The sequence below is a fragment of the Nocardia sp. NPDC058658 genome (genome assembly GCF_042716665.1).
Lineage (GTDB): Bacteria > Actinomycetota > Actinomycetes > Mycobacteriales > Mycobacteriaceae > Nocardia.
On record NZ_JBHXRR010000001.1, the window covers coordinates 327,235 to 346,454 of the forward strand.

Here is a 19,220-nt window from a genome sequence, read left to right on the forward strand (position 1 = left end):
TCCATATGACCGGGTCGGAGTGGTTCGGCGCGGCACCGGGTGGGCTGAACCGGTATTTCACCGATCTGTACCGTGCAATGGCACAGCACCCGGGGGTGTCGGTCACCGCCGCGGCGTTCGGAACGGCCGACGACGTCGGCGCTGGATCATGGGGTCCGGCAGGTGGTTCGACGCTGCGGCGTACACGTACCGCTTTCACCGCGCGCGACCACCTCGCTCGCGGCACGGTCATCGATCGGCACTTCTGCCTGTACGGGCCGCTCGCGCGATCCGGCGCCACGGCGCTGCCACTGGTTGTTCACTTCCACGGACCATGGGCGCAGGAGAGCGCCATGGCAGGGGAATCAGCCGTGGCGGTGCGCGCGAAACATCTCTTCGAGCGGCTCCGCTATCGCGGTGCCGACCGATTCATCGTGCTGTCCGGCACATTCCGCGATGTCCTCGAGCGCGACTACAACGTCGCGCCGGAACGCATCTCGATCATTCCGCCCGGTGTGGATCTGCGCCGATTCCACGTGGCACCCCACGACCTGTCGACGCCCACCCGCACCGTGCTGTGTGTGCGCAGGCTCGAACGCCGCATGGGCATCGACGTCCTGTTGCGCGCCTGGCCGCAGGTACTGGCAGTCCACCCCGACGCCCGGCTCGTCGTCGTCGGTACCGGTACCGCAGAACGCGAACTGCGCGCGCAAGCCGCCCCACTCGCTGACACCGTCACCTTCACCGGACGCGTCGACGACGACCGCCTCACCGACCTGTACGCGCGAGCCACCGTGTCGGTGGTTCCCACCGTCGCACTGGAAGGATTCGGGCTGATCGCGCTGGAGTCCTTGGCCGCGGGACGTGCGCCGATCGTCACCGACTGCGGCGGCCTGCCCGACGCCGTCCGCGATCTCGACCCCACTCTGATCGTGCCCGCCGGTTCGTCCGACGCCCTCGGCGACCGACTTGTCACGGGGCTCAACGGCGCCCTACCCGATCCAGCCGCCTGCCGCGCGCACGCGGAGACATTCACCTGGGACGTCGCCGCCGCCAGACACACGGCGCTGTACCGGGATCTCCGATGAGCCGCGCCCTCTTCCTCGCACACACCGCGGCACCCTCGGGCGCCGAACTGGCCACTTCGCGCCTGCTCGTCGCGCTGCGCGCCACCGGGCGTCACGAGGTGACCATGGTGTTCACCGAGGACGGTCCTATGGTGGCGCGGATGCGCGCACTCGGCATCGAAACCATGGTCGTGCGTAGCGATTTCGACTCGAGATCGATGAAGATCGGCACCGGGCTCCTCGGCCTGGCGACAGGATTCCTCGCCCTGCTGCGGCTGGGCTGGGTCCTCGGCGCCGTCGTGCGCGAGGCACGCGCGGACGTGGTGGTCGCGGAGAGCACCAAGGCGCTCGTGCTCGGCGCGGTGGCGGCGCGGCGCGCACGGGTGCCCCTGGTATGGCAGGTACACGATCGCATCGCAACCGACTACTTCGGCCGACTGCCCACCATCGCGATCCGGATCCTCGCGCGCGCCGTCTGCGCTGGACAGCTTGCCAACAGCCGCGCGACCGCGGCCACGCTGCCCGCCGCTGTTCCGACTGCCGTGGCGTATCCCGGCGTGGAACTCACCGCGGCACGAGCACGCCCGCGGGTTCGGCCAGCCGCCGACGCGGTGGTCACGGTGGTCGGGCGACTCAGTCCGTGGAAAGGCCAGGACGTCTTCCTGCGGGCTGTCGCGACCCTTCCGGTACGACCCGCCCGAGTGCTATTGGTCGGCGGCACCTTCTTCGGCGAAGAAGCCTTTCGCGCACAGTTGGAGAAGCTGGCCGCCGACCTGGGAATACCCGCCGAATTCACCGGACACATCGATGATCCCAGCGAATACCTCACCACCACAGACATTCTCGTGCACTGCTCGGTGCTGCCGGAGCCGTTCGGACAAGTAGTCGTCGAAGGGATGGCCGCGGGCGCCGCAGTGATCGCCTCGGTCCCGGGCGGGCCCGACGAGATCATCGACCCCGGCGTCCACGGTCTGCTCGTACCGAGTGGCGATGTCGTCGCCCTCGCCGACGCGCTGGAGTCCCTGTTGGCAGACCCCGCCGCACGTGCCCAGCTCGCGCTGGCGGGTCGCGGGCGCGCCCGCGACTTCGACATCACCGCGACCGCGCATGTGGTCGCCGACTTCCTCGACACCGTGGTGACGCGCGGTGATTGACAACGATCACTACCTGGCCACCGTTACCACCGATGTATTCCCGCGTATCCAGGCGATTCCCCGAACGGCCGGCGCGCATCGCCGCGCCGACGGTTTTCGCGGCGCGGGCGGTGGTGGCAAACACGCGAAGTCGAGCCCGCTGACAGTCCTGCGTGACATCGGATTCGTCAGCTTCGGCAAGTACGGGCAATACCTGGTCACGTTTGTCACGGTGCCGTTGATCGCCCGGGTGCTCGGCGCACACGGTCTCGGCTTGCTAGCGATAGCGATGTCGGCCTATTTCATCGGATCATTGGTGGTGGACCTGGGCATCACGTCGTACATGGCAGCCCGCGTTCCCGACGCCGAGGGCAGTACTCGGGGCAGCGCGCGCTTCGCCGCGATCAACCAGCTGCGCGGCGACTACCTGGCCGTGCGGGCGAGTGCCGTTCTCACGCTGGCGCTTCTGCTCTCCGTCGGCTGGGTCGCCGGTGCGCCGGAACCGGTGCAGATGATCCTGCTCGGTCTTTTCGCAGGCGGATTGTGGTCGATGTCGGAGGACTGGCTGCTCATCGGGCAGGGCCGCTTCGGCGCGTCGACGGCTTATCAGGGCATCGGCCGTATCGGCTACCTCGCGCTGTTACTCGGGGTGCTGCCTCGCTTCCCGAGCGCGCAGGTCGCCCTGCTGTGCCTGCTGGTCTCCTCGGTGCCGACTGTCGTAGCGACCTGGATCGACACCACGCGGCGATACGGCCCACCGAGTCGGCCGCGCGCCGTTCGCGACCTGTTGCGCACCGGCGCATCAGTCTTCGCGTCTCGTTTGATGACCACCAGCTACGGGCAGGGCGCGGCCGCGCTGTATTCGGGTGTGCTCGACGCCGCGTCACTCGGGCTGTACTCCGCGGGTGACCGCCTGGTGCGAGCAGTGCAGTCGCTGCTGGACCCGATCGGGTTCGCCCTCCTGCCCCGCATGGCCAGGCGCAGCGCCGACAGTGGGTTCTGGCGCGACAGTCTGCGCGTGCTCGCGGCCTGCGTGGCGTTGGCAGCAGTGGTCAGTGCGGCGGTATGGGTCAGTGCGCCGCTGCTGATCGAGCTGATCTTCGGGGCCGAATTCGTTCGCGCGGCAACGCTGTTGCGTGTCGAGGTCCTCATCCTGCCCGCCACCACCGTCACCTCCTTCATCACAACCGCCATCCTGCCGGTTCGCAACGACACAGTCGGTGTGCTGATCGGCGCGGTGATCGGCACCGTCATCGCCGCGTGCGCGCTGGGACTGACCCTGCGCACCCACTCCGTACTCACCCTCGTCTACGGCAGTGTGCTGGTCGAGTACGCCGTCGCTGCCTGGTATCTGGCACGGATCAGGATGCTGGTCGTGCGCGACCGAATCGAGAAAGATTTTCACGCATGAAAATACTGTTCATCGGCGACGACTGGCTCGGCAGCAATGCCCGCTCACTCGCCGACGGCTTTCGACAGGCGGGCAACGAGGTCCTCGTCGTCGACTCGACCGCCGTCACTGTGCCGACCCGGCTGTCGCCGCCCTGGGTGTACGCGAAAGCTCGCGGTCACCGAGCACCGTGGCAGGTGCGCGCGATCCACGAACGAATCGAGCGTAGCGCTGCGGACTTCGCGCCCGATATGGTGTTCGTGTTCAAAGGAATCCACCTCGACCAGCGCAGACTGCTCGATCTGCCCGCGGCTGTGCATGTGCACTACAGCGCCGATGATGTGTCGAATCCGGAGAACCTCAGCGCGGCCTACCTCGCGCACGAACCGGAGTGGGACCTCGTCGTCACCACCAAACGGCACAATGTGGCAGAGCTGCGGGCGCGTGGCGCTCGCGCGGTCGGTTTCGTGCGCAGCGCCTACGATCCGGCATGGCACCACCCGACCGCTCGCCGCGACGCCCGGCGCTACCTGGTCGGGTTCATCGGGGTGTGCCGACCGGATCGCCGCGCCGACCTGGTCGATCTGGCTCGACGGTATGGCGAGCGCATGCTCATCCGTGGTCCCGGCTGGCGCCGGGTCCCCGAACTCCGCGCCACCCGCGCGCATGTGAGTGGGGCCGTCTACGGTGCGCAGTACTCGGCCGCGATCGCCCAGATCGACGCGAACCTGGTCCTGCTGAATTCCGACAACCGGGATACTCACACCTGCCGCACGTTCGAAGTACCCGCCGCCGCAGGGCTGTTCGTCGGTCAACGCACCGACGAACACGCGGAACTGCTCGATGACTCCACCGAGTGCTTCCTGTACTCCGGCTCCGCCGAGCTCACAGACATTCTCGACCGTTGTGCGGCCGAACCCGACCGGGTCGCCGCGGTGGCGGCCGCCGGGCACCGGCGCATCGTCGCCGACGGACATCGATATGTGGACCGTGCCCGCGAGATCGTCGCCCTGGCGCAGGAGGCGAGGCCCTGAACGCATCGGCCACCGTCACCGCCATCACCGTGGCGTTGCTGGTCATCGTGGTCGCCGCGCTGTGGGTTCCCGGCGTCGCCCGGGTTTTTCTCATCGCCCAGGCCGTGTTCTGGTCGCTGTCCTACGTCGCGCGCCCGCTGGTGCTGCTCGCGGTACGCCCGGAACCGCACTTCGGTGACAACGTCCCAGATCCGCGACTGGCGAATCTGGGTTATGACCGTGGCATCGCGCTGGCGCTCGAACACGTCATGTTCGGCGTGTGGGTGTACGCGGGTCTGGTCGTGGCCTATGCCGTGTGGGCGCGCGGACGACCACCACGGTGTCCCAGAGTCCTCGACGACCCCGACTTCGTGCCCACCCTCGTCGTCCTGTACATCGTCACCATGCTCGGCCGGGCCGCGGCGACGGCCACAGGCTCGACCGGCACCGCTGGGGAGGTGTCCAGCGCCAACCCCGCGCTCGCCCTGCTCGCCGTGCCCGCGTCGATCGCGGCGATCGGGCTGATCTTGTTCGTTCGCTCGCCCGATCCGCGCCGGACCGCGCTGATCCTGGCCGGACTGCTCGCCGGTGAGCTGTGGTGGTCAGCGATCGTGCAATCCAAGACGCCGATCCTCGGTGCGGCACTGACACTGGTGATCCGCTTCTCGATGGTCGGCTGGAGCAAACGCACCGCGCTCGGGGTTGTCGGAATCGGCGTCGTCGGCGCACTCGGCTTCGGGTGGTTGCAGTCGTTCAAGTCCGCTGGTTCCGCCCAGGGCGACGCGGACCAGGTCGATGCGATTTACCCGGAGAATGTGCGCCCGTTCCTGAGCATCCTGCGACGATTCGATTTGCTCGAAGCCGCCACCGATGCACTGTATTACGGGCCGGGCGGCTGGCTGACACCCGGTGAGGTCGCCCAGAACACAAGTCTCAGTTTGATTCCGGGCCCATTGCTCGGGATCGAGAAGTTCCAATCCGGAACTGCCTGGGCGACCGAGGTCCGCGGCGCTTCTGTCGACATGAGCACGGTGACGGTGTCCCTCGCGGAAGGAAACTTCAATGAGGGGTACGTGCTCGGCGGTTACCCCGGCGTGGTCCTCGGCGCGCTGTTCACCTTCGCGCTGCTGCTGACCTGGGCCGCGACGCTGTACTCACGATGGATCCCGGTGGTCGTGCTCGGATTGGCCGTCACCGGAGGATCCACGCTATTCGAGCGCGGGGTGCTCGGCAGCATGGAAGACCTCGGGAAGTTCGCGCAGACCGCCGTGCTCGTGTGGTTGGTCTATCTGGTCGTCGCTGAGTTCCGACGTACCGAAACAACTGTGAAATCAGGGGAAATGGAGTCCCAGCGATGGGTTTGATCGATATTTGGCGAATCGTGCGGCAGCGGTGGCTGTTGATCGTCGCCGTCGCGCTGGTGTGCACCGCAGCCTCGGCGGCTTACGCACAGACTATGCCGACCACCTACTCAGCCACCAGTTCCATGTATGTCTCGATGGCGACCGGTACCTCGGTGAACGACTCCTATCAGGGTGGGTTGGCCGCACAGCAGCGGGTGCGTTCGTACCTCGATCTGGCGACCTCGACCACGGTGGCCGCGCGCGTCGTCGATGATCAGGGTCTGAGGATCACGCCGGAACAAATGCGGGCAAAGATCACCGTGAGCTCGCCGCCCGCCACGACGGTGATCATCATCGCGGTACAGGATTCGACGCCGACAGTGGCGCGCAATCTCGCCGACGCCACCGTCGCCCAATTCCGCACGCTCATCGATGAACTCGAATCCATTCAGCGTGGCGCCGCACCGGCTGCCCGAGTCGCTGTGGTGGACCGGGCCGCGGTGCCGAGTGCCCCCATCGGCCAACCATCCAGCCGACTGGTACTTCTCGGACTGATCGCCGGTCTCGCGCTGGGCACCGGGGCCGCGTTCGTGCGCGAACGCACCGACCGGTCGCTGCGCACGTCGGCGGCGATCGCGGCGGCCCTACCCGTCCCGGTTCTCGGTGTGATCGACGAGGGCAGACCCGGCGCCGAGGGCGAGACCCGGCGGTTGCGTAGTCGGTTGCGTCAGTACAACGCCGCGAGAACAGTGCATCTGACGAGTTTGTCGCCGAAATCGGAGCCGGAAGTAGCGATGGCACTCGCCTGTTCGCTGGCCGACAGCGAGCAGCACGTGCTCCTCATCGACGCCGACACCAGCGGTGGGGGAAGTTCGTCGCTCATTCCCAGCGACAGCCCCGGAATCGCCGCCGTCCTACGTGGCACCCTGCCGATCGGCCGCGCGATGACACCGTGGTCGGAGACCGGGATCGCGTTTCTTCCGTTGGGCGCGGCCGACAACCAGACACCCGATCTGCTTGCGTCGGGGCGATTCATCGAACTGCTTGCCGACCTCACCTCACGATTCGACCACGTCATCGTCGAGACGGCACCGGTCACCGTCGCCGCCGAAGCGATCTGTGTCGCGCCGCTGTGTGATGTCACCGTTGGAATTGTCGAATCAGGCGCGCTCACCACTGTCGGCCTACGCAACGCGCTGTCGACCCTCGGCGAGTCCGGGTTGACCGGTGTTGTGGTGTACAGCAAACCGGCGACTCCCCTCAACCGCTTCCTGGAATGGCTGCCTGCATGACAGAGGAATCAGTGGGGCGGCGCCGTCTCCTGACGGCCACCTTCGGGGCGGCCGCGGTGTTACCACTCGCGGCCGCGTGCTCACCCGCCCCCGAGACGGATGTCGAATTCCGGTCACCACGGGTCACTGACGCGCCGGCGGCGCGCAACGTGCGTGACTACGGCGCTGTCGGTGACGGCAAGGCCGACGACACCGACGCCATCGCGGCCGCCGCGGCAGTGCGGGATCAGTCGCTGGTGCTTTATCTGCCGGCCGGCACCTATCGCGTCCGGTCATGGCCCGAGATGGCCGATTACGCCACCGTTCTCGGCGACGGCGGCGATGTCAGCACAGTGCTGTGCGAGGACGACGTCACGCTGATCCGCCTGGAGAAGCGCAACCGGGTCAGGTTCTCCCGCATCGGTTTTCACCTGACGGGCCCGAGCGCGACCGGTTTCGTCCTGTCGGAGTGTTTCCGGTGTTCCTTCGATGGCGTGGTCGTGCGCGGAAACCATCTCAGCGACAACCACCCCCGGTTCCTCGCCCAGCGTGGGATCGTGCTGGATCGCAATACCGGCGGCACCGCGTTCATCAACTGCGATATCAACAATTTCGGTGTCGGCCTTGAAACCCGATGTATCCAGAATTATGTGACCTCCTCGAAATTCACCAGCAATTATGTCGGCGTACTCGGCACCGGCAATGACCACAACGCGGGTCTGGCGCTGACCAATGTCGAGTTCGTCTCCGACCGCGATCCTCGGACCACCGGTCGGCACTTGCAGATCGACGGCGCGGCCAACGACTGGTGGCTGACCAATATCTGGTTCGAAGGCGCCGACATCGCCATTTCCGTCGGTACCCACGGGGTCGGCGGGCCCGCCCAGTTCGGAATGGTGAACTGCAAGGTAGCGGCCAGATCCGTCGGGATCGATCTGGTGTACTGCAGGCAGCCCTACTTGGCCAATGTCGTGTTCGATCAGGAATCCGACCCGCCCGCCATCGAATTGCGAATCGACCCTGTCGGATGCTCCGAAGGCACCGCTGTCAATCTCATCTCCGGATCGACCGAGGATCTGCGCGCAGGGGTCTTCCCCGATGGTTGGCAGGTGATCGGACGCAGCGGAATACGGACCTCGCGATTCACCGGCACGCTGGTGACCAGAGCGGGGCACGGCGATGCCGACCTGTTCCAGGCGCAAGCCTCCGACGGTGCGGTACGCGCGGCCGTCCTCTCCGGTGGGACCTGGCTGTCCGATCGCGCGGACGCGGGCGTGATCCTCAAGGATCCGGAAGGCGGCTACTGGCGACTGGCGGTCGACACAGACGGTGTACTACACACCGTCACGCTGGGCACGCAAAGGCCTCGGACATGAGGCCGGGGACCCGTTCCTACGCGGATGTGCGACTGGGACCGGTGAACTTTCGCGGCCTCACCGTGGTGTTACGCCCGCCCAGGTTCGATGACTTCGCCGATTGGCGGCGCATTCGGCTCCGCGACCGCGACCGGATCGAGCCGCACTGGTTCCGATCGCCGTTGAACTGGGAACACCGCCACACCGCTGCCCACTGGGTCCACGAATGTCTCACTGCCCGCACCGAAGCCGCGGCCGGTAAACGGGTCGCGACCGTGCTGGAGATCGACGGCCGCTTCGCTGGGCAGATCGAACTGCTCGGGATCGAGGCGGGCGCCGCCGAGGCCAGTGCGTGGGTGGACGGGCAGGTCGCCCGTCGTGGCGCTGCCGGACTCGCGGTAGCACTGCTCATCGACTTCGGCTTCGGCAGCGTCGGTCTGGACCGGATTACCGCACCGATCTCGGTCGCCAATCCAGCCGCTCGACGGGTGATACACCAGCGCTGGACGCGGGAAGCGGTCATGGCCGGATACTTCGACACCGGCAGCGGTCGCGTCGACCACGAACTGTGGGCAGTGACCCGCGATCGGGTGCCCGCAGGCGGATTGGCCGCGGATTGGTCCGCCCACGTCGGCCCGGTGGACGCGACCGGGCCCGGTCGCGTCGTGACATCACGACCAACGATCTCGCGGTACACGATCGCGCGGACATGGTCTCGGTACCAGCTCGGCAGGCTGTGGCACGCCGCCGACCCACTCCGCGCCCAAGTGCGGGGCACAGTACGCGGTGAGCACTCGACAGTCTCCCTACGCCCCTTACGCCGTGACGATTTCAGCGCTCGTCGCGCGGCGCGCATCGCAGCCCACCCGGTGCTCGCAGCGACGATGCGGCGCGAGCAGTGGGCCCGACTACACACTCGGCGCGAGTGGTACCGCACCAGAATGTCGACACGTCCGGGATTACTCGGGAAGCAGGGCGTCGTGCTCGTCATCGACGTAGCCGGACGCTACGCCGGTGAGTGCCGCCTATTCGACAGAGACATGTTCGACCGTAATGTCCGTGCGGCCCTCTGGGTTTCACCCGACGCCGGACCCGACGTCGCCGTTCGGGCCTTGCGCCTGCTGGTCATGTACGCGACCGAGCAACTCGGTATCTGGCGACTCGCGATGGCTGTGCCGACCGCCGACCGCGCGGGTGCCGAGGTCGCGCACGAGGCGGGTTTGCGTCACGAGGGCACGATGCATTATGTCCGTGGTCCCGGCGGCGCACTGGCCGATCACGAGTTGTGGGCGTTCAGCACATCAGTGAGTGCGCCAACGAGTACCGGTGAGGCACATCCATGAACGGGCACCGCGGATTTCGCCGCAGTAACGAACTGCAAGCGCGCTTGCACGACCTGGTTCCGGGTGGCGCCCATACATACGCCCGTGGCGCAGACCAATATCCCGAGTCGATGGCCCCGATACTGGTGCGCGGCAGTGGCGCACACGTCTGGGACGCTGACGAGAATCGTTACGTCGAATACGGGATCGGCTTGCGCGCGGTCACGCTCGGACACGGTTACGCGCCCGTACTCGCCGCAGTTACAGACGCCATCGCCGACGGTGTCAGCTTCACCCGCCCCACCGAACTCGAACTGCTCGCCGCGCAGGACTTCCTGTCGCTGGTACCTGGCGCCGACATGATGAAGTTCGCCAAGAACGGCTCCGACGCCACCACCGCCGCGGTCCGCCTGTCCAGAGCTGTCACCGGTCGCACCACCATCGCCATCTGCGATCAGCCGTTCTTCTCCGTCGACGACTGGTTCATCGGCACCACCGACATGGCGGGCGGCATCCCCGCCGTCGACACCGTGAAATTCCCGTACAACGACCTCGACGCGCTGGCGGCTGTCCTGGCGGACGGCTCCGTGGCCGCGGTCTTCATGGAAGCCGCGACGGCCATGGCCGAGCCGCTGCCGGGGTATCTGGAAGGTGTTCGCGCACTGTGTGATCGGTACGGCACGCTGCTCGTGTTCGACGAGATGATCACCGGCTTCCGGTGGTCGGCCGGCGGCGCCCAAGCCGTCTACGGTGTCACGCCGGACCTGTCGTGCTGGGGCAAGGCGATGGGCAACGGCTTCCCGATCTCCGCGCTCGCGGGCAAACGCGAGTACATGGAGCGGGGCGGCTTGCGCACCGATCAGGACCGTGTCTTCCTGCTCTCGACGACACACGGCCCCGAAACGTCCTCGCTGGCCGCGTTCCGGGCGGTCGTCCACGCCTACCGCACCGAGGACCCCGTCGCCCGGATGGAACAGGCGGGCCGCGCACTGGCCGACGGTGTGAACGCGGTCGCCGCCGACCTCGGCATCGCTGACTTCCTCCAGGTACTCGGCAGGCCGTCCTGTCTCATCTACCGCACCCTGGACGCGGAAGGTGCACCCTCGCAAGAATTTCGAACCCTGTTCCTCCAGGAACTCCTGATGCGCGGCGTGCTCGGCCAGTCCTTCGTCACCTCCGCCGCCCACGACGCTGACGCGATCGCCACCACCATCGCCGCGTGCGCCGAGGCCGCCGAGGTCTACCGCCGCGCGATCGAGCGCGGCACCGTCGACGGACTACTGCGCGGTCGTCCCGTCGCCCCCGCACTGCGCCGCACCGCGGCGCCCCGACAGATCGAAGCGAGCACCTCCCGATGACCCGTGTCGCCATCGTCCACGAACGTTTCACCGAATTCGGCGGCTCCGAAGCCGTGATCGGCGAATTCGTCGAAACCTGGCCCGACGCGCAGGTTTTCGCGCCGATCGTCGCACCCGACGGCCTGCGCGAACCCGTGCGCACCGTGCACGACACCTGGCTCAGCAAGGCGCACACCTACACCGGCGGTCGGCACGCACCCCTGCTCCCGCTGGTGCCCCGCGCCCTGCGTCGAATGCCGTTGCGCGACTTCGACGTTGTGGTGATCAGCCATCACGCCTTCGCCACCCAGGCCGCCCTCGCCACCGACGCGCCCGTCGTCGCCTACGTGCACTCCCCCGCCCGCTGGGCCTGGGATCGCGAGTTCCGCGCACAGGAGGCCGGTGGCCGCGTCGGCCAACTCGCCCTCGGCGCGCTCGGCACCCTCGCCCGTCGCGGCGAACTGCGCGCCGCACCACGACTCACGCACGTCGTCGCCAACTCCCACGCGGTCGCCGAGCGGGTCACCGACTGGTGGGGTCTGCCCGCCTCGGTCGTGAACCCGCCCGTGCAGGTCAGCCGCTTCACCCCCGATCCGGCCGTTGCGCGCGAGGACTTCTTCCTGTGCGCGGGCAGGCTCGTGCCCTACAAGCGCGCCGACCTCGCCATTCGCGCCGCACAACGAGCCGGAGTCCGCCTGGTCGTCCTGGGCGAGGGCCGCTTCCGCGCCCAGCTCGACGAGATCGCGGGCCCGGAGACGACGTTCCTCGGCGCCACCTCCGGCGACATGCTGCAGGACATGTACCGACGCTGCCAGGCTCTGCTCATGCCCGGCATCGAAGACTTCGGGATCGTCCCGGTCGAGGCGATGGCCTGTGGCACGCCGGTGCTCGCGGTCGGCGCAGGCGGGGCCCTCGACACCGTGCGTCCCGGCGTCACCGGTGAATACGTTCCGGCCGGCTCCGATGCCGACGTCGTCGCGGCGCTGGCCGAGCGCATGCGCGAATTCAGTTCGGCCGCCTACGATCCCGCCAAGATCCGCGACCACGCCAACACCTTCGCCCCCGAGGTGTTCCGCTCGCGGATGGCTAGCACCGTCAGCGAGGTACTGGCGGCGCGGTAGCGACAAGTTGTCCGAAACTTCGAGTTACGGAAATCTCTTGTCACACATACCCTTTGACCTGCGACGACGGGTGACAAACCCCACACGGTCACAGACACCCGAAAGCTTGCCCGGCAAGGTTACTGGCGAGTACGGTTAGGCCCAGCCGGGACGACGATGTGTCCGGTTTCTCTGCAGCCACTTTGCTGCTGGACCTCAACCGTTGATTTCGCATCCACCGCCGCATGCCGATCACTGTTGCGCGACACCGTGTTTCGAGATTTTCAGGAGGGGCGATGGTTTCCTACATCGTGACAGGCGGTACCGGATTTCTGGGACGGCGCGTGGTGCGAGGGCTGCTCGCGGCCGACCCCACCGCGATCGTGCACGTGCTGGTGCGCGCCGAATCGCTGGCCAAGTTCACCGCGCACAATGCGCAACATCCCGACAGCGATCGTGTCTTCGCGCTGGTCGGTGACCTGACCGCCGAAGGCCTCGGCCTCGGTGACGGTGCCCCGCGAGCCGATCACGTGCTGCACCTCGGTGCGGTCTACGACATGACCGCCGACGAGGAAACAGCCCACGCCGCCAATGTGGCGGGCACCCGCTCGGTGATCGAGCTGGCCCGCAGCCTCGACGCCACCCTGCACCACGTGTCCTCGGTGGCGGTGGCAGGCGATCACCCGGGCAAGTTCTTCGAGGAGGATTTCGACCTCGGCCAGAACCTGACCTCGCCGTATCACCGCACCAAGTTCGCCGCGGAGAAACTCGTTCGCGAGGCCGACGACCTGCGCTGGCGGGTATATCGCCCGGCGATCATCGTCGGGGATTCCAGCACCGGCGAGATGGACAAGATCGACGGCCCGTACTACTTCTTCTCCGCCATCTCCGCGCTGTCGGCCCTGCCGTCCGAGTTGCCGTTGCCGCTGCCCGATCTGGGCGCGACCAACGTGGTGCCGGTTGATTACGTCGCGGAGGCGATGGTGCGCCTGGTGCGACGCAAAGGTCTCGACGGGCGCACGTTCCACCTGGTCAACCCGCGCCCGCAACCGTTCGGGGAGATCTATCGCGCGCTGGCCACCGCCGCGGGCGGTCCGGTCGGGATCGGCACCGTGCCGGGCAGTGCGCGTGCGCTGAGCGGTCTCGGTCACGTGCCAGGCGCGAATGCGGTGCGCGACTTCCTGTTCGAGCAGGCGGGCATTCCCGCCGAGGTGGCGCCGCACGTCGGTTTCACCGCGGAGTTCATCTCCGATTCCACGCGGGCGCAGCTGCCCGGGCTCACCGTGCCCGCCTTCGACACCTACGCCGATCGCCTGTGGGATTTCTGGCGTGCCAACCTCGACCCGAATCGTGGGCGGCAAGCCGCGAACGCGCCTCAGCTCGAAGGCCGCACCGTCCTGATCACCGGCGCTTCCTCGGGGATCGGTCTGGCGACCGCCCACGCTGTCGCTCGCCGTGGCGCGATCGTGCTGATGGTCGCCCGCGGCGTCGAAGACCTCACTGCCGCAGCGGAATCCGTGCGCGCCGAGGGTGGCACCGCGTTCGCCTACCCGTGCGACATCACCGATGCCGAGGGCGTCGAGCTGCTGGTGAAGACGGTGCTCACCGAGCACGACCACGTCGACTACCTGATCAACAACGCGGGCCGCTCCATCCGCCGTTCGGTCGCCAACTCCGTGGACCGCATGCACGACTTCGAACGGACCATGGCGGTCAACTACTTCGGTGCCGTTCGCCTGATCCTCGGCCTGCTGCCGTCGATGCGCGAACGCCACTTCGGTCACATCGTCAATATCTCCTCGATCGCCGTGCAGACCAAGGTGCCCCGCTTCGCCGCCTATGCGGCGAGCAAGTCCGCCCTGGACAACTTCAGCGAGATCGCCGCCGTCGAAAACCGTGGCGCCGGCGTCACTTTCACCTCCGTCCGGATGCCGCTCGTCCGCACCCCGATGATCGCGCCGACCGAGGTGTACCGCTACCTGCCGCTGCCCGATCCGGATCAGGCGGCCGACATCGTGATTCGCGCACTGCTGGAGCGCCCCGATCGCATCGACACACCCGTCGGCACGTTCGCCCAGGCGGTCGAGATGTTCTTGCCGTCGCTCAAGCGCACGATCATGCACACCGGGTTCCGTCTGTTCGGGGAATCCACTGCGGCGCAGCGGAAGCCGGGCGAGGTCGCGGTCGTGGCCGAACCCGCCGAGCCGGTCGAACCTGCCGAGCCGATGCGCAATGCCCTCACCGTTCTGGGTCCGGTGTTCGCTCCGCTGATGGTGATGCCCCAATCCGCTGCCAGGGTGGGCCGGATTCTGCCCGGCGTGCACTGGTGAGCAACCACTGAGAACCGGCCGGTCACAACGTTCGATGTCGCGACCGGCCGGTTGTTGCTCACCGCAGGTTGGTGCTCGCCCAGGCCGCGAGGGTCGTCGGCGTGGTGGTGAGCACTGTGCGTGGGTCTTCGGCGACGAAGCCGGAGCTCAATCCCGCCGACATGCCCGCGATGCCATCGATCTGCCTCTCTCCGAGGCCCGCCGATCGCAGCATTTCCCGGAACTCGTTGTCGGCGAGGTGAATCGGGGTGACCTCGTGCCCCAGCTGACTGCCCAGGATCTCGGCGACATCGGTGAAGGTCAGATCCTGCGGCCCGTGCACCGCCTGCACGACCCGCCCCGACCACGCATCCGACAGCAGCCGGACCGCGGCCACCTCCCCGATATCGCGCGGGTCCACCCACCCCATCGCGTGGTCCAACGGCCACGGCGTGGACAGGGTGCCCGCCCTGATCTCATCGAGCTGAGTCAGCAGGTTGGTGAAGAAGTAGCCACACCGCAGATGCACCACATTCGCTCCGGTCCCATCGAGCAACTCCTCGGTCCGCGCCAACCCGTCGATCTCCCCCGCCCCGCCCCGCTTCTCGGCGCCCCCACTACTGACAAACACCGTCGCCTCGATCCCGTTCTCGACAACAGCCCGCGCCGCCGAAGCCCCCATCCGCGCATACCCCGCCACCGGATCCCCCGCCACCAGCGCAGGCGGGTCCACCCAGAACAACCGATCAGCCCCTTCGGTAGCCCGCACCACCGCCTCCGAATCCCCCTGATCAACCTGCACGACGTCGACGAATTCACGCACCGCACCATCGAGCCGCCCCGGATCGCGCATCAGCACCGTCGGCCGAACCCCCGCCTGCACCAACAACTGCACGACCCGGGCCCCCACATGCCCCACCGGCGTAGTAACGACAATCCGCTTCTCACTCTCGCGAAGTCCCATAAACCCACGCTAAAGCCCATTGCGGCCACTTCCTGACCGCAACCGGGATAATGGCGGATCCGGCTCCTGGTAGCGCTGATGCCCGCCGCCTTGGACCCAGGCCAGACGGTTGGCCCGCTGTTCAGCGCGATCGAACGAGGTCCAGGGATGAGCTCGGCGACCACGGGGCCCCCGCGGCAATGAGGGTGCGGGTGGCTCGAAGTTCTCTCGGTCTTGCCATGGCGACGGCGCCGACTGGGCGGCCGTTCTCCAGGGCGATCGCGAGGAAGTCTCCGGAGTTCAGGTCGCCGTCGATGACCAGGTCGTCGTGGGGATGGATCCAGCCTGCGAATTGCATGGACAGGCCGTGTTGGTCGGTCCAGCCCCAGGGGATTTCGGCGGGGGTTGCGGGGTGGCCGAGGATGGCTTTTGCGGCTGCGGCGCCGTCGGACATTGCGGTGTTCCAGTGTTGGCCGCGCTCGAATTCGCCACGGCGCGGGTTGAATCCGGTTGCCGCGTCGCCTGCGGCGAAGACTGCGGGGGCCGAGGTGCGGTAGTGCTGGTCGATGATGATGCCGTCGTTCACCGCGATGCCTGCGGATTCGGCCAGGGCGGTGTCGGGGACCGAACCGATAGCGACCAGGGCGGCGGTCGCGGTGATGGTGCGGCCGTCTGTGGTGGTGGCGGTGACGCCGTCGGCGGTGTCGACGAGTTGTGTTGTGGTAGTACTGTTCTCGACCATGACACCGTGCTCGACGTGGATTTCGCGCACCAGGTCCGAGACAGCCTGCGGCACGATCCGATCGAGCAACGCGGGGCCGGAGTTCAACAGGGTCACTTCGGCACCGAGACCGCGGGCGGTGGCGGCGACTTCGCAGCCGATCAGTCCGCCGCCGATGATCAGCAGCGAGCCGCCCGCATCGATCGCACCTTGCAGCGTTGCGACGTCGGCTTGTGTCCGCAGGGTATGCACGCGGGTCGACGCGGTGTCGATGGTGCGCGCTCGAGCGCCGGTGGCCAGCAGCAGGCTGTCGTACCCGAGCACCTCGCCGGTACTCAATCGCACTGTCGCACTGTCGGTGTCGATCGCGCGTACCCGCGTGGCCGGACGCAGATCGACCGCGCTGTCGGTCCAGAACTTCACCGGCCTCAGCACCACCCGCTGGAACGGCGTGGTGCCCGCGAGCAGTTCCTTGGAGACCGCGGGTCGGCGATACGGCAGGTCGGGTTCCGCGCCGACGAGCACGATCTCGCCGGCGTAGCCCTCCCGGCGCAGGGTCTGGGCGGCGGTGGCACCGGCGACACCGGTGCCGACGATGACGATCCGCCCGCTCATCCGCGGCTCACCTCCCGCATGTCGAAATCGGCCTTGGCGGCACCACAGTCGGGGCAGGACCAGTCGTCGGGGATGTCGTCCCAGCGGGTGCCGGGCTCGATACCGTCCTCGGGCCAGCCGAGGGCCTCGTCGTACTCGAAGCCACACTGAACACACTGGAACAATTTGTAGTCGCTCATCGGGACGCGCCTTCCTTCAGCTCGAAATCGACCTTCTCACGGACGCCACAGTCGGGACAGCACCAGTCGTCGGGGATCTCCGACCAGGAAGTGCCGGGCGGGAAACCCTCACGGGGAGCGCCGGATTGCTCGTCGTAGACGTAATCGCAGACGGGACAGCGGTAAGCCATCAGTTCACTCCGTACTTCGCCAGGACCTTCGCCCGCTTGCTCGGCTGGATGTTCACCCGGGTGATATCGCCGTTGTAATGGGCGAGAACGCGATGGTCCATCACCTTGCGCCACAGCGGAGTCAGGTAAGCCAGGCCGATCAGGCTCGCATAGCCACTCGGCAGCTCGGGCGCGCCGTCCATGTGCCGCAGGATCTGGTAGCGGCGGGTGGGGTTGGCGTGATGGTCGCTGTGCCGCTGCAGGTGATACAGGAAGATATTGGTGACGATGTGGTCGGAGTTCCAGCTGTGCTCGGGAGTGCAGCGCTCGTAGCGGCCCGAGGCGGTCTTCTGCCGGAGCAGACCGTAGTGCTCGAGGTAGTTCACCGTCTCCAGCAACGAGAAACCGTAGATCGCCTGAATCACCAGGAACGGCAGGATCGACGGACCGAAGACCGCCACCAGCGCCGACCACAGCACCACCGACATGAGCCAAGCGTTGAGCACGTCGTTCTGCAGGGAGAACGTCCGCTTGCCCAGTCGATGCATCCGGGTGCGCTCCAGCTCCCATGAGGACGTCAAGCTGCCCCACACGCTGCGCGGCAGAAAACCCCAGAACGACTCGCCGAATCGAGCGCTGGCCGGATCCTCCGGCGTCGCGACACGCACATGGTGGCCACGATTGTGCTCGATATAGAAGTGACCGTAAAACGTCTGCGCCAGCGTGATTTTCGACAGCCAACGCTCGAGTTCGTCCTTCTTGTGGCCGAGTTCGTGCGCGGTGTTGATGCCGACGCCGCCCATCGTGCCGATGCTGAAGGCCAGGCCGACCTGGGAGATCAGGCCGAGACCCCCGTCTACGCCGAGCCAGGACAGGTTGTCCGCGGTCCACAGGTAACAGGCGAACACCAGGCTGACCAGCTGCAGCGGAATATAGGCGTAGGTGCAGTAGCGGTAGTACTTGTCGTTCTCCAGCTGCTCCATCACCTCTTCGGGCGGGTTCTTGCCGTCGGGCCCGAAGAACAGATCAAGGGTGGGCAGCAGCACATACAGCAGGATCGGCCCGAGCCACCACCACACGGGAGCCACGGCCTGCCAGCCGAACTGGTTGAAGACCCACACGAAACCGGTCGCCAACAGGGTCGCGCTCGGGGCGACGAGCCCGAACAGCCACAAGTATCGCTTGGGATCTCGCCAGTGCGGCGGTGCTGTGGATGCTGCGGGCTCGCCGATTCGCGATGTCGTCATTGGCATTCTCCTGATCACTGAGACTTCGGACATCTGCTCGCTCGAAGTCGCCTTCGTTTACACAATAGCTCTTGTTGTTCCGATTGGATACAGCTATGAGCATATTGTCAACGATCAAGCACATCAGCTAACACATGTAGGATGATCACGTGGCAGAACCACCGAACTTTCAGGCAGAAATGCGCCAGTTGCTGCGCGACCGGATGATCGACGCCGCGCGCACGATGGTCGTCGCCGAGGGCTGGGGCGCGGTCAACATGTCGCGGGTCGCCAAGGAGGTCGGCATCAGTAGGCCGGTTCTCTACAAGGAGATCGGCACCAAGCAGGCACTCGCGGATGCCCTCATCGAGCGCGAGACCGGCATCTACCTGACCGGAGTCGCCGGGACGCTGGCGCAACATCCGGCCGACCCGCTCGCAGGAATGACGGCCGCCGCCGAGTACACGCTGCGCACCGCGGGCGACAACACCTTGATCAAGGCGGTGCTCTCAGCTCGTCAGGACGGCGATACCGCCCTGCTGCCCGCACTGGTGAGCGACCCGGAACCGATACTCGGGCGGGCCGTCGCCGCGCTCACCGCCACCGTCCGCGAGCAGTACGAATTCGCGTCCATAACCGATGACGAGCTGACCTCGGTCGTCGAGATCATGGTCCGCCTGACGCTGAGTCACTTGTTCCAGCCGACAGGCAGCGTCGACCGCGCGGTGGCGCAGATCGGCGCTGTCCTGTCCGGAGTCATGCCATGAG

General features: G+C 67.0%; 17 protein-coding genes. 12 read left to right on the forward strand and 5 right to left on the reverse strand.

From position 1 onward, the window contains the following. The first annotated feature begins 5 nt into the window (after positions 1 to 5). The 11 genes from ACFWUP_RS01525 to ACFWUP_RS01575 all read left to right on the forward strand — a co-directional run bounded on the left by ACFWUP_RS01525 (position 6) and on the right by ACFWUP_RS01575 (position 14,640). Complete coding sequence (locus ACFWUP_RS01525) at positions 6 to 1,067, forward strand: glycosyltransferase family 4 protein (protein WP_379230917.1); 1,062 nt, start codon at positions 6 to 8, stop codon at positions 1,065 to 1,067. Further along, the gene (locus tag ACFWUP_RS01530; protein WP_379229694.1) at positions 1,064 to 2,200 is read left to right on the forward strand and encodes a glycosyltransferase family 4 protein; all 1,137 of its coding nucleotides are present in this window, start codon (positions 1,064 to 1,066) and stop codon (positions 2,198 to 2,200) included. Before ACFWUP_RS01525 ends, ACFWUP_RS01530 begins: the two co-directional genes overlap by 4 nt. A 139-nt stretch (positions 2,201 to 2,339) precedes the next feature. Beyond that, positions 2,340 to 3,590: a lipopolysaccharide biosynthesis protein gene (locus ACFWUP_RS01535; RefSeq protein ID WP_379230919.1), complete on the forward strand. Its 1,251-nt coding sequence runs from the start codon at positions 2,340 to 2,342 to the stop codon at positions 3,588 to 3,590. After that, positions 3,587 to 4,603, forward strand: coding sequence for a glycosyltransferase (locus ACFWUP_RS01540; RefSeq protein WP_379229695.1), 1,017 nt, complete (start codon positions 3,587 to 3,589; stop codon positions 4,601 to 4,603). Before ACFWUP_RS01535 ends, ACFWUP_RS01540 begins: the two co-directional genes overlap by 4 nt. Positions 4,604 to 4,632: 29 nt before the next feature. Next, positions 4,633 to 5,946 (forward strand): hypothetical protein, encoded by a 1,314-nt coding sequence (locus ACFWUP_RS01545; RefSeq protein WP_379229696.1) that lies wholly within the window; start codon positions 4,633 to 4,635, stop codon positions 5,944 to 5,946. Continuing rightward, the gene (locus tag ACFWUP_RS01550; RefSeq protein WP_379229697.1) at positions 5,937 to 7,217 is read left to right on the forward strand and encodes a Wzz/FepE/Etk N-terminal domain-containing protein; all 1,281 of its coding nucleotides are present in this window, start codon (positions 5,937 to 5,939) and stop codon (positions 7,215 to 7,217) included. Before ACFWUP_RS01545 ends, ACFWUP_RS01550 begins: the two co-directional genes overlap by 10 nt. Further along, a complete protein-coding gene (locus ACFWUP_RS01555; protein WP_379229698.1) occupies positions 7,214 to 8,572 on the forward strand; it encodes a glycosyl hydrolase family 28-related protein in 1,359 nt (452 codons plus the stop codon). The genes ACFWUP_RS01550 and ACFWUP_RS01555 overlap by 4 nt, the downstream gene beginning before the upstream one ends. Beyond that, a complete protein-coding gene (locus ACFWUP_RS01560; RefSeq protein ID WP_379229699.1) occupies positions 8,569 to 9,894 on the forward strand; it encodes a GNAT family N-acetyltransferase in 1,326 nt (441 codons plus the stop codon). Before ACFWUP_RS01555 ends, ACFWUP_RS01560 begins: the two co-directional genes overlap by 4 nt. Next, complete coding sequence (locus ACFWUP_RS01565) at positions 9,891 to 11,231, forward strand: glutamate-1-semialdehyde 2,1-aminomutase (RefSeq protein WP_379229700.1); 1,341 nt, start codon at positions 9,891 to 9,893, stop codon at positions 11,229 to 11,231. Before ACFWUP_RS01560 ends, ACFWUP_RS01565 begins: the two co-directional genes overlap by 4 nt. Beyond that, positions 11,228 to 12,331, forward strand: a complete 1,104-nt coding sequence (locus ACFWUP_RS01570; protein WP_379229701.1) for a glycosyltransferase — start codon at positions 11,228 to 11,230, stop codon at positions 12,329 to 12,331. The genes ACFWUP_RS01565 and ACFWUP_RS01570 overlap by 4 nt, the downstream gene beginning before the upstream one ends. 275 nt (positions 12,332 to 12,606) lie before the next feature. After that, positions 12,607 to 14,640, forward strand: coding sequence for an SDR family oxidoreductase (locus ACFWUP_RS01575; RefSeq protein ID WP_379229702.1), 2,034 nt, complete (start codon positions 12,607 to 12,609; stop codon positions 14,638 to 14,640). A gap of 58 nt (positions 14,641 to 14,698) precedes the next feature. Here ACFWUP_RS01575 and ACFWUP_RS01580 read toward each other — a convergent pair whose 3' ends face one another. The 5 genes from ACFWUP_RS01580 to ACFWUP_RS01600 form a co-directional block, all read right to left on the reverse strand. Then, positions 14,699 to 15,583: an NAD(P)H-binding protein gene (locus ACFWUP_RS01580; RefSeq protein ID WP_379229703.1), complete on the reverse strand. Its 885-nt coding sequence runs from the start codon at positions 15,581 to 15,583 to the stop codon at positions 14,699 to 14,701. Between the two features lie 121 nt (positions 15,584 to 15,704). Continuing rightward, complete coding sequence (locus tag ACFWUP_RS01585; protein ID WP_379229704.1) at positions 15,705 to 16,898, reverse strand: NAD(P)/FAD-dependent oxidoreductase; 1,194 nt, start codon at positions 16,896 to 16,898, stop codon at positions 15,705 to 15,707. Beyond that, positions 16,895 to 17,077 carry a rubredoxin gene (locus ACFWUP_RS01590; RefSeq protein WP_379219407.1) on the reverse strand — a complete coding sequence of 61 codons (183 nt, stop codon included), beginning with the start codon at positions 17,075 to 17,077 and terminating at the stop codon, positions 16,895 to 16,897. The genes ACFWUP_RS01585 and ACFWUP_RS01590 overlap by 4 nt, the downstream gene beginning before the upstream one ends. Further along, a complete protein-coding gene (locus ACFWUP_RS01595; protein ID WP_379229705.1) occupies positions 17,074 to 17,247 on the reverse strand; it encodes a rubredoxin in 174 nt (57 codons plus the stop codon). Before ACFWUP_RS01595 ends, ACFWUP_RS01590 begins: the two co-directional genes overlap by 4 nt. Continuing rightward, positions 17,247 to 18,473, reverse strand: a complete 1,227-nt coding sequence (locus tag ACFWUP_RS01600) for an alkane 1-monooxygenase (RefSeq protein WP_379229706.1) — start codon at positions 18,471 to 18,473, stop codon at positions 17,247 to 17,249. Before ACFWUP_RS01600 ends, ACFWUP_RS01595 begins: the two co-directional genes overlap by 1 nt. A gap of 149 nt (positions 18,474 to 18,622) precedes the next feature. On the opposite strand from ACFWUP_RS01600, the gene ACFWUP_RS01605 reads away from it, so the two are divergent. Continuing rightward, entirely contained in the window at positions 18,623 to 19,219 is a 597-nt protein-coding gene (locus ACFWUP_RS01605; RefSeq protein ID WP_379229707.1) for a TetR family transcriptional regulator, read from the forward strand. Position 19,220: the final 1 nt, after the last annotated feature.